The sequence below is a fragment of the Streptomyces sp. NPDC046335 genome (assembly GCF_055587985.1).
Window position 1 is genome coordinate 456,130 of sequence record NZ_JBVJFF010000006.1, and the last position, 8,608, is coordinate 464,737.

At 69.4% G+C, this 8,608-nt stretch carries 15 protein-coding genes; 1 reads left to right on the plus strand and 14 read right to left on the minus strand.

All coding sequences use genetic code 11. The features are described 5' to 3' along the window. Window positions 1-117 precede the first annotated feature (117 nt). A complete protein-coding gene (locus ACZ6JY_RS17730) occupies window positions 118-375 on the plus strand; it encodes a type II toxin-antitoxin system prevent-host-death family antitoxin (RefSeq protein WP_469196899.1) in 258 nt (85 codons plus the stop codon). 215 nt (window positions 376-590) lie between these two features. Here ACZ6JY_RS17730 and ACZ6JY_RS17735 read toward each other — a convergent pair whose 3' ends face one another. The 14 genes from ACZ6JY_RS17735 to ACZ6JY_RS17800 all read right to left on the minus strand — a co-directional run bounded on the left by ACZ6JY_RS17735 (window position 591) and on the right by ACZ6JY_RS17800 (window position 8,521). Next, a complete protein-coding gene (locus tag ACZ6JY_RS17735; protein ID WP_469196900.1) occupies window positions 591-818 on the minus strand; it encodes a hypothetical protein in 228 nt (75 codons plus the stop codon). Next, window positions 815-2,614 (minus strand): DNA cytosine methyltransferase, encoded by a 1,800-nt coding sequence (locus tag ACZ6JY_RS17740; protein WP_469196901.1) that lies wholly within the window; start codon window positions 2,612-2,614, stop codon window positions 815-817. The genes ACZ6JY_RS17735 and ACZ6JY_RS17740 overlap by 4 nt, the downstream gene beginning before the upstream one ends. Further along, window positions 2,614-3,417, minus strand: coding sequence for a hypothetical protein (locus tag ACZ6JY_RS17745; protein WP_469196902.1), 804 nt, complete (start codon window positions 3,415-3,417; stop codon window positions 2,614-2,616). The genes ACZ6JY_RS17740 and ACZ6JY_RS17745 overlap by 1 nt, the downstream gene beginning before the upstream one ends. Then, on the minus strand, window positions 3,414-3,629 hold the full coding sequence (locus tag ACZ6JY_RS17750) for a hypothetical protein (protein ID WP_469196903.1): 216 nt from the start codon (window positions 3,627-3,629) through the stop codon (window positions 3,414-3,416). The genes ACZ6JY_RS17745 and ACZ6JY_RS17750 overlap by 4 nt, the downstream gene beginning before the upstream one ends. Further along, window positions 3,626-3,970: a hypothetical protein gene (locus ACZ6JY_RS17755; RefSeq protein ID WP_469196904.1), complete on the minus strand. Its 345-nt coding sequence runs from the start codon at window positions 3,968-3,970 to the stop codon at window positions 3,626-3,628. The genes ACZ6JY_RS17750 and ACZ6JY_RS17755 overlap by 4 nt, the downstream gene beginning before the upstream one ends. Further along, window positions 3,967-4,233, minus strand: coding sequence for a hypothetical protein (locus ACZ6JY_RS17760; RefSeq protein WP_469196905.1), 267 nt, complete (start codon window positions 4,231-4,233; stop codon window positions 3,967-3,969). The genes ACZ6JY_RS17755 and ACZ6JY_RS17760 overlap by 4 nt, the downstream gene beginning before the upstream one ends. Then, a complete protein-coding gene (locus ACZ6JY_RS17765; protein ID WP_469196906.1) occupies window positions 4,230-4,634 on the minus strand; it encodes a DUF4326 domain-containing protein in 405 nt (134 codons plus the stop codon). Before ACZ6JY_RS17765 ends, ACZ6JY_RS17760 begins: the two co-directional genes overlap by 4 nt. Continuing rightward, window positions 4,628-5,038 (minus strand): ASCH domain-containing protein, encoded by a 411-nt coding sequence (locus ACZ6JY_RS17770; RefSeq protein WP_469196907.1) that lies wholly within the window; start codon window positions 5,036-5,038, stop codon window positions 4,628-4,630. Before ACZ6JY_RS17770 ends, ACZ6JY_RS17765 begins: the two co-directional genes overlap by 7 nt. 62 nt (window positions 5,039-5,100) lie before the next feature. Continuing rightward, window positions 5,101-5,886 carry an ATP-binding protein gene (locus ACZ6JY_RS17775; protein ID WP_469196908.1) on the minus strand — a complete coding sequence of 262 codons (786 nt, stop codon included), beginning with the start codon at window positions 5,884-5,886 and terminating at the stop codon, window positions 5,101-5,103. A gap of 9 nt (window positions 5,887-5,895) precedes the next feature. Then, complete coding sequence (locus ACZ6JY_RS17780) at window positions 5,896-6,738, minus strand: PD-(D/E)XK nuclease-like domain-containing protein (RefSeq protein WP_469196909.1); 843 nt, start codon at window positions 6,736-6,738, stop codon at window positions 5,896-5,898. Continuing rightward, a complete protein-coding gene (locus ACZ6JY_RS17785) occupies window positions 6,735-7,064 on the minus strand; it encodes a hypothetical protein (RefSeq protein ID WP_469196910.1) in 330 nt (109 codons plus the stop codon). Before ACZ6JY_RS17785 ends, ACZ6JY_RS17780 begins: the two co-directional genes overlap by 4 nt. A gap of 120 nt (window positions 7,065-7,184) precedes the next feature. Then, window positions 7,185-7,712, minus strand: a complete 528-nt coding sequence (locus ACZ6JY_RS17790) for a hypothetical protein (protein WP_469196911.1) — start codon at window positions 7,710-7,712, stop codon at window positions 7,185-7,187. Between the two features lie 117 nt (window positions 7,713-7,829). After that, on the minus strand, window positions 7,830-8,300 hold the full coding sequence (locus ACZ6JY_RS17795) for a hypothetical protein (protein WP_469196912.1): 471 nt from the start codon (window positions 8,298-8,300) through the stop codon (window positions 7,830-7,832). Next, a complete protein-coding gene (locus tag ACZ6JY_RS17800) occupies window positions 8,300-8,521 on the minus strand; it encodes a hypothetical protein (protein WP_469196913.1) in 222 nt (73 codons plus the stop codon). Before ACZ6JY_RS17800 ends, ACZ6JY_RS17795 begins: the two co-directional genes overlap by 1 nt. Between the last annotated feature and the right edge of the window lie 87 nt (window positions 8,522-8,608).

Below are 8,608 nucleotides of genomic sequence, written 5' to 3' on the forward strand. Positions count from 1 at the left end.
CGCATGGCAATTCAAGTCGGCAGCTCCGGAGCAATTCGCCCAGAGGTTCACAGTCTCGCGTACATCATAGCGGTGACCGCGCTCATGTACATCATGGTCGTGAGGTACACTCCCGACATGAGCGCGACGAAGAAGGAGAACCAGGAGAAGATCGCGGTGTTCCGCAACTCGCTCGCAGACGCGATCGAGAAGGCCCGCTACTTCGACGAGACGACCGTGCTGACGTCCCGCGGTAAGCGCGTCGCCGTCCTGGTCGGCATGGACTTCTACGAGCGCGCCCTGGAAGCGCTCGGCGAAGAGCGAGTCCTCGAGGTGGACGACATCGAGCCCCCGAAGAAGCGCGTCGTCGTGCGCCGCAAGCCGTCCTCCGACTGACCTCATACACTCCCCCTCTCTCCTCCAGGCCCCGCCGTGTGCGGGGCTTTCGTCGTGCGGTGTGCGGGTAGACTTACGGCCCTGTGCTGGCGGGTCAATCTGGGGTGTGACCTGCGGGTTTGCACACGCGGTCGGCGTGCGCAAACTTGGTGTCTCGGCCCCTCGGCCGTGCCGCGGATCTGAAGGGGGCGCACGGTTTCGGCGCGTGCTTCGACTCATGCGGCGGCCTCCGGGTCGGCGAACTGCTGCACCCACTGGCCGCGTCGTCCGCCGCGTCCGCTGCCGCGTGTCTTCTTGAGGTGCCAGGTGCGGCAGCTGGGGGCGCGGTACCAGGTGAGGTCGGTTTTGCCGCGCATGGCGGCGCGGGCGCAGGCGAGCTGGGCGACTGCCTCCGTCGGGTAGCGGAGCTTCCCGCAGGGTGGCGGGCATCGGTCGGCGCTCATGCGGCGGCCTGATACTGCGTCTCGGTGTGCCGGTCGATGTCGTCGCCGGTGATGGCTTCGACGAGGGCGCAGACGATGATCTCGGCGCAGTTCGGGGTGACGGCGTTGCCGTACTGGCGGACACGTTCACGCTTGGAGCCGAGGACGACGTACTGGTCGGCGAACGACATTGCGCGGCCGATCTCGTGAGGCTCGAGCATCCGGAAGAGGACGTCGTTGATGTCGACGTTGCCCTGGACGAGGGCGTACCGGTCGCGGGTGGACAGCGTCCCGACGGGCTCGCGCACAGTCTTGGCGGTGCCGTTGCCGTAGTAGGGGACGAGGAGGTGCTCCCAGGTGACGAGGGACTGGTGGCCGGCGGTGGTCATGGTGCGGAAGAACTCGGCGGCGGATGTGCAGTGCTCGCCACCGTCGCCTTTGCTGCCGTTGTTCCGCATGACCATCGCGGCAGGCGTGACGAGGCCGTGGTGGTTGCCGTTGGCGGACACCGTGCCGACGGGCTCGCTGATGGACCGGCCACGGAGCTGGTCACCGCCGCCACGCATGGTGACCATGAACGGGAGCCAGGCAAGTCCGGTCTCGTTGCGAGCGGTCTGGGTGCGTAGCGGATTGTGGGCGGAGGCGGGTTCCTTGCCGTCACGGCCTTCGACGGGGATGAGGAGCGGCGGTATGGCCAGGCCGTCGTTCTCCCGGGTCGTGCGGCAGGCCGTCGGGTCCAGGACGGTGGAGGGGTCATTTCGCCAGGTGCCTCCCGCGGGGACCATGAACGGCTCGTAGGCCAGGGCCTTGGTCGCCGTCGTTGTCTGGGTGGTCAGCGGTGCGTCGACGGGCCAGGTGCGCACGCCGGGGCGCCGCTCGAAGGTGTTGCCCGCGGCCTCCAGAGTGATGGGGCGGGCGAACTTGTCCAGGCCGGCCTGGATGCGGGCGAGCGTCTTGTCGGCCAGCGGCTTGGTGCGGTCCCCGATGCGCTGCCCGGGGATATCCCAATCGATCGCTGCTGCCGCAGGCAGGGTCTCCGGCTCCACGACCTGGCTGCGGCACGTGGTGTTGGGGCAGCGGTACACGTACTGCTGGCGGTAGCGGCCCATGTCCCGGCCGGGCTGCTTGAACCGCTGCACGGCCTGCACCCACGCGTCGCAGCCGGGGCACCAGGCGCGGGGGCGCAGCCATTTGTCCCAGTCCGGGGTGCGGCCCAGGCTCTGGTGCCAGTAGGCGACGTAGAGGCGGTCGCGGGACTGCGGCGCCTTGTGGACGGTACGCGGATCGGCGTGCATGGAGTTCAGGGCGATGACGCGGGTCTCGTAGCCGAGCTTGCGGATCTCGCCGATCCAGCGGTCCCACTGGTCCCAGGCGCGGACGTCGACGACGTTCTCGACCACACCGGCCTTGACCAGGCCGCCGCGCTGCTGAACACCGCCCAGGTACATGGGGACTTCCTCCATGAGCGCGCGGGAACGCTCGACTTCCTCGGACGGGCCGAACTCCTCGAACAGGTCGCCCTGCATCGAGGCGTCGAAGTCGCGCTTCTTGCCGCGCGCGTTCGACCACTGCGGGCACTCCGGGGACGCCCAGAAGATGTCGGTGACGGGCCACGACTCCACCGGGGCCTCGCGGATGTCGCCGCGGTAGTGGTCGACGGTGGGGAAGTTCGCGGCGTGCGATTCGATCGCCCGCTCCCAGTGGTTCGCCGCCCGCTCCATACGGACTCCGGGGATCGAGTGCATGCCCTGGGAGGAGCCGCCCGCGCCGCAGAACCAGTCCATGACGGTGAGCGCGTCGTTGTCGTGTCGGGGCATCAGGCGGCTTCCTTCAGGTCGTTGGTGGTGAGGCGTCCGCGGGCGCGGGTGACGGTGCGGACGTGGCAGCCGAGTTGGAGTGCGATTTCGGCGGCGCTCTTGCCGACGCGGGTGAGGCGGGCGACTTCGGTGGCGTCGATTTCTGCGGGCCGCCCGCGTTTGTCGGCGTGCGGGTCGACGTCGGGCTCGGCGGCGGGGTCGTCGAGGTTGTCCCAGGCGAGGGGTCCGTGCCAGCCGTTGGCCTGGGCTCGGTTGCGCGCTCGGACGCTGCGTCCCGGCCATTTCGACATGGCCGTGTAAGCGGCGGCGATGCGCCGGGCGAAGCTGGCGGTGACACGCTGGTGCTCGTGGCAGATGAGCTTGCCGAGGGGGGCTCGGTGTACCTGTGCTTCTGTGGCGATAGCGTTGAGCGGGTGTCCGATGGCCATGAGGGCGCGGACGCGTCGGATAGTGCCGGTTGCGTCGACGTAGGACTTGTCACTGACGTCCGCTATATGTGGCTGCGCGGCGGCGATGCGGGCTGCGATGTCGGCGCGAATGGTCGGGTATGTTCCGTTGTGCAGCGCGATGATGGTGCGTTCTGCACAGTCGGCGACGCTGGCGATCTGCCGACAGGACCAGCCGGCTTCGACAAGCTCCCGGACGTGTGCGGCGACCGGGGCGGCGTCAGTGCGCCGGAGGCCGTTGCGCTGTCGGTCGAGGCGGTAGCGACTCATGTACCGGTAGTTGGCTTGCTTGCAGACTTCCCGGCGGCAGCCGCGGAGGTAGCAGGCCCTGCTCGGAGTGTGGTCGGTGGTGGTCACAGCTCCTCCTTCCGGCTCTGCTGGATGTCGGCGATGGTCTGGTTGGCGCGGGCGAAGTCCCGGCCGATCCGGTCGAAGGCGGTCCGACCGAGGGCGATGACGGCCCAGGCGGCGAAGGCGGCGAGGAAGAGCGCGGAGGCAGCCCACATCCACATCGCCCACTGCATGGCGGTCGTGTAGGTGTCGATGACGGCGAGGGTGTCGGCGGTCATGCGGCCCTCCTGGCGGCTGCGGTGCCTTTCCAGGTGCGGACTCCGCTGTGGTGGGCGGTGGGCCGGTCGCTGCATGCCCATCCGGCGGTGCGGACGTAGCCTTCGTCCTTCAGCAGCGTCATTAGCCGGCCCCAGTGCGCCTGGGGGTTCGGCGGCGCGGGCAGGTCCGCGGTGTCGGCGATCTCGTAGCAGGTGAAGGTGCGGCCGGTCGCGGCGGCGTCGAGGAACTTGGGCCAGACTTCGGCGAGCCACGTCTCGTAGTCCTCGGCCTGCCGCTGCGTGCGGGTCTGCCGCGGGGCGGGAACGCGGCCGTCGAGGGCGGGCTGCACGGTGGCGGTCACAGTTGGTGCTCCTTCACGTGTGCGGCTTCTTCGGCGGCGTCGGCGTCGTGGCAGCGGACACACAGCCGGATCGGCGGCAGGCCTTCGATGCGGCGGGTGCACCAGCGGTCGCCCTGGTCGTCGATCTCGGCGATCAGTCGGGCGGCTTCGATGAGGTCGACGTGGCCGATGGCGTCGATGCAGTCGTGGTCGGGCTTGCGCGGGAACAGGGGCCGTGGCTGGCCGCAGCGTCCGCACTTGCCCTCGACGGGCTCGGGGGTCATGACGCGGCCTCCTCGTTTGCGAGCTCCAGGAGGACGGCGGCGTGGCAGTGGTCGGGCTGACCCGACTCCGGGAGCGGGCACCAGCACATGAGGTCCCGGCCGTGGAGCAGGGCGCGAAAGAGACGCACAGTGTCGGCCTGCTCGGGCTGGCTGATCCACGACCGGTACAGCTCGGTGGCGTACCGGCGGGCGTCCAGACCATCGGCGGGCCATGTGCCGACAACGCCGCCATTGAGTCCCCATTGGACAATGAGGCCGTGGTCGGCATAGCTGAGGCGGGCAGGGTTGCCGAAGCGGGTGGGGCGGCCGACGTAGGTGGCGCCGAGCGGGCTGGTGGCGTGATCCCCTACGCGCCAGCCTTTGGCTCGGCGACGCTGGATGCGAACTGGTGCGGTCACCACGCCACCCCCGTCTCCTGCCGGAGGACGGCGTTGACGGTCTCCTCGTCGGGGGCCCAGAATCCGAGCGCCCCCTTCACGGACACCGGTTCGGGCAAGGCGATCACGTCGGTGAGCGTCCAGTGGTAGACGCCGGGCTCGCCCCACGGGCCGCAGCAGCCGGCCGCGAAGTGAACGCTGGCGAGCGTGGCGACGGCGACGATGGCCTTGCGGCTGTCCGGCCACGAGTTGAGGGCGGCCCGGTCGGTGATGATGAAGCGGCCCATCGGGTCGTAGGCGGCCCCGGCATGGATGAGGATGCGGGCGCCGATGTGCTTTTTCGGCGGCTGCCACGACCGGTTCTCGGTCCGCTTCTCCCCGTGGGTGATCGCGTCTGCCCACGGCTGCTTGATGGTGAGTGCCTTCATGGTGTGATTCCCTTGGGAGGGAGCCGGCCGCCTATCCCGCGGCCGGCTCAGGTGTGTGCGGGCTACTGCTGGGCGAGCTCGTCCTCGGCGTCCGCCTGCGGCTCGGCGGCCAGCCAGGTGAGGAGCGGACCGGCGATGTCGCGGGCCCCTTGCGGGCGCTTGATGACCTGGCGGCTCAGCGCAGGGCAGCGGGACTTGAGGACTTCGAGGGTGTTGTCGATGTCCATGGCGACGGCCACGTCGAACTCGTACTCGATGCCCTTGCGCTGCTCAGGCCGGGTGCCGACCCGCTGCGGCTTGCCGCCCTCCAGGACCCATTCGGTGTAGGAGCGCATTGAGGCGACGACGTGGCCGGGGTAGGCGAGGATCGCGGCGACCATGTCGTTTTGCATGGGGGTGCCGTCTTTCCAGCCGGCGAACTTGTTGCCGCCGTACTTGGACTTGGCTTTCTCGACCTGGTCGAGGGTTCCGTCGGTGCCCTTCCAGAAGTGGGAGAGGCTGTCGACGAAGACGGTCGGGTATCCGGCTTGTGCGGCGGCGTCGAGGGCTCGGGCGAGGTCGCGGGGGTCGTAGCGGTCCATGGCGAGGGTGTCGAACTGGATGCCGCCGATCCCGGCGTACAGGCTGGCTGCGCCCTTCTCGGTGTCGATGACAGCGAACTTGCGGCCTTCGGACAGGCCGTGGGCGATGCCGAGGCCGGTCCAGGTCTTGCCGGAGCCGGACATGCCCTGGATGGACAGTCGGGCCTTTCGGCCTGCCTTGCTGGCGGGGGCGAACGTGAACTGCGGCGCGAGCCCGCTTTGTTCGGTGCGGGGTGCGGTGCGGACGGGCTGGCCAAGCTGTGACATGTGCTTCTCCTAGGCGTACTGGCGCTCGACCCAGGCGGGGAGCGAGATCAGTGGGGTGTCGAGGTAGCCAGGCCACTCGCCGTTCTCGCGGCAGATGGCGTAGGTGTTCAGGGCGACTTCGTTGAGGTGGCGACCGATGCCGCAGGCAGTCGAGTCGAGCTCGATCACCGAGACCAGGTACGGCGGTTCTTTCTCCTGGAAAATGAACTTGAACGGGCAGGCCAGCTCGGTGAGGCCGAACTCGAGGGCGCCGTCGCGGTAGTACTCCTGCTGCTGGTGGTAGCCGTATTCGACGACGTGGTTTGGCAGCTTCGACGGGTTGGCGGTGCGGCAGCTCTTGTAGTCGACGAGCGTGCCGTCGTGGCGCATCCAGTCGATACGGATGCGCCGCCAGACGCCGCGGTCGTCCCAGAACATCGATTGTTCGGCGACGCCGCTGCCTGGCGCGAGGAGTTCTGCGGCTTCGGGGTGCTCGCGTAGGGCCTTGGCCATGGCGTGGACTTTGTCGTGGTCGCGCGGCTTGAGGGGGATGTCCCCGGCGGCGCGAATCTCCTTGACCTGGGCCTTGACCTCGTTGGTGTTCCAGATGTCGCGTTCTACGACGACGAGCTCGGGGCCGTCCTCAAGGACCACCTTGTGGGCGGCGGTCCCGAAGTCGAACTCCTGCTTACTCGGCTGCGGGTTGTCGGCCCAGTGCTTGAATGCTGCCGGGCACTGGGTGGCGAGCTTGCGGGCGCCGGTGGAGGAGAGGCTGCCGCCGGGGATGGGGTCCGAGTGGTACAGCTCGGCGTCGATGTCGTACACGCCGGGCACCGCCTCAGCGGGCGCTTCGGTCTCGGCGGCGGCGGTCATGCGGCGGCCTCCGTGCAGGTCTCGCAGCGGCCCTGAAGGTCGAACGGGCCTGCGATGTTGCCGCACTTGCAGCCGAGCGGCGCCTGGCCGGTGGCGATGGCCTGTAGCTTGGCGAGGCCTTCCTCGTCGTAGCGGGCCAGGTGTAGAGCTTGGGACAGGGCGGGGTAGGCGTCGCGGAGGATGGCCCGGTTCTGGAAGTCGGCGGCTTCGATGGCGGCCATGAGGTGCTGGGTGAAGCTGCCGGGCTGTGCGCCGCCGCGGCGGTCGTAGCGCCACAGGACGTGGCGGGCGGTTTCCCGCGGGATGGTGGGGCTCGTGGTGCTCATGTGGCTCCGTTCGGGGTGTGCGAGGTGGCGGGCCCGCCGCCCTTCGCCGGGGGGTGGCTGGGCGGCGGCCCCTGGGGCCGCGAGCCCGGGGGCGGCTCAGCGGCGTCTATGGGGTGGCGGTCAGGCGGCGCCGGCGGCGGTCGCGATGCGGTCGTGGGCTTCGTTGAAGTCGTTCATGTCGAGGCCCATCCACGGCACGGTGTGCGCCATGCCGAGCAAGATTTCGTAGGCGCTCATGCCGTCCGATGCGGCGGCAGCCTGCTCGATGTCGGCGTCGGTGTAGGTGCCGTTGCGGGAGACGTCGCCGCGCTCGTAGCCGTGGCTGTGGACGGTGCCGCAGCCGACGTGTCCGAGCTTCGACAGCACCTCGTCCTCGTCGATCTCCTCGGTCAGGAGGTCGACTTCGGCCGTCCAGTCGCAGAGCGGGCCGATCGCTTTGGCGCCCGCCATGGCCTGCGCGCGGGTCATCGCTTCAGCGACGACGTAGCCCGAGTGGTGGCCGATGTTCCAACGGGCCGGGTTGTTCAGGTCGAGGTCGCCGGGGAGGCGGAACACGACGAGTCCGGGGGCGACCTGGATGGCGTCGCTGACCTCGTAGGCTGCGCCGTTCTTGCCGCGCATCGTGTACGGGACGGTGTCGACGGACATGCGGGGTTTCCCTTCCGTGGGATGCTGGTGGTCGATCCCCGCCCGCTAGCCCCGGGCAGGGGTTTCTGCGTTGGTGGCCGGGCTCGCTGGCCGGTGTCATCCGGCGAGCCCGGCGGTCTAGGTGGCCGGCGCGCCGGTGGTCAGCGGCTGTGTGTCGTCGACACCCCAGCTGGCCTGCCGTGTCCGGCCGGTGCCGTGCGCTTCCCACAGCGGCCGGACGTCGATGGGGCCGGGGGCCTGGTCCTCGACCGCGGTGGTGTCGCGGTGCATCGGTGGGACGGTGACAGCCTGAGCGTTGGCCTTGAAGGCGCGGAGTTCGGCGAGCTCGGCGTGTGCCGCCTCAAGGTTGGCGAGGGTGCAGGCGGCGACGATCTCCGCTTCGGCCCGCTTCTGCCCTTCGTCCCGCCATGCGTCGTACACCTGGCGGCGGTCGTCGACGAGGAGCATGAAGTAGTCGTCGGCGGCAGCCTTGAAGTTGAGCAGCTTCGTGTTGTCGGCTTGCACAGCGGCGAGGTGCTGTTCCAGCTTCGCGATCCGGTCGTCGGCCCGATGCCTGCCTGCCGCCTTCGGCCGGTGGATGAGGCTCATCACGTCTCCTTGGCGAGGTCGCGGATGCCGGGCCGCGGCTTGGCTGTGACGGCGCCGAAGGGCTGGCCGGTGCAGAAGTGGGGGCCGGCTGCGAATTCATATGCCTGCCGGTAGGCCGCTTCGTTCTCGTGCTGGGCGGCGTCGAGCCGGTCGGTGAGGCGCGCGGCTAGGTCCTTGTACGCCTGCAGCTCTGCCTGGAGTTGCGCGAGTTCGGTGCTCATGGTGTGGCCTTCCAGGTGAGGCGGTAGGAGCGGTTGTCGTCGGTGCCGCCTTGGTTGAGGAGTCGTGTCTGGCGTGCGCTGAGCGTG

Bases quoted from the DNA above. Each gene is read 5' to 3' on its own strand.
- ACZ6JY_RS17740 (WP_469196901.1), bottom strand. From the start codon at position 2,614: ATGCCCCGACACGACAACGACGCGCTCACCGTCATGGACTGGTTCTGC.
- ACZ6JY_RS17795 (WP_469196912.1), bottom strand. From the start codon at position 8,300: ATGAGCCTCATCCACCGGCCGAAGGCGGCAGGCAGGCATCGGGCCGAC.
- ACZ6JY_RS17770 (WP_469196907.1), bottom strand. From the start codon at position 5,038: ATGAAGGCACTCACCATCAAGCAGCCGTGGGCAGACGCGATCACCCAC.
- ACZ6JY_RS17790 (WP_469196911.1), bottom strand. From the start codon at position 7,712: ATGTCCGTCGACACCGTCCCGTACACGATGCGCGGCAAGAACGGCGCA.
- ACZ6JY_RS17750 (WP_469196903.1), bottom strand. From the start codon at position 3,629: ATGACCGCCGACACCCTCGCCGTCATCGACACCTACACGACCGCCATG.
- ACZ6JY_RS17780 (WP_469196909.1), bottom strand. From the start codon at position 6,738: ATGACCGCCGCCGCCGAGACCGAAGCGCCCGCTGAGGCGGTGCCCGGC.
- ACZ6JY_RS17730 (WP_469196899.1), top strand. From the start codon at position 118: ATGAGCGCGACGAAGAAGGAGAACCAGGAGAAGATCGCGGTGTTCCGC.
- ACZ6JY_RS17800 (WP_469196913.1), bottom strand. From the start codon at position 8,521: ATGAGCACCGAACTCGCGCAACTCCAGGCAGAGCTGCAGGCGTACAAG.
- ACZ6JY_RS17785 (WP_469196910.1), bottom strand. From the start codon at position 7,064: ATGAGCACCACGAGCCCCACCATCCCGCGGGAAACCGCCCGCCACGTC.
- ACZ6JY_RS17775 (WP_469196908.1), bottom strand. From the start codon at position 5,886: ATGTCACAGCTTGGCCAGCCCGTCCGCACCGCACCCCGCACCGAACAA.
- ACZ6JY_RS17735 (WP_469196900.1), bottom strand. From the start codon at position 818: ATGAGCGCCGACCGATGCCCGCCACCCTGCGGGAAGCTCCGCTACCCG.
- ACZ6JY_RS17760 (WP_469196905.1), bottom strand. From the start codon at position 4,233: ATGACCCCCGAGCCCGTCGAGGGCAAGTGCGGACGCTGCGGCCAGCCA.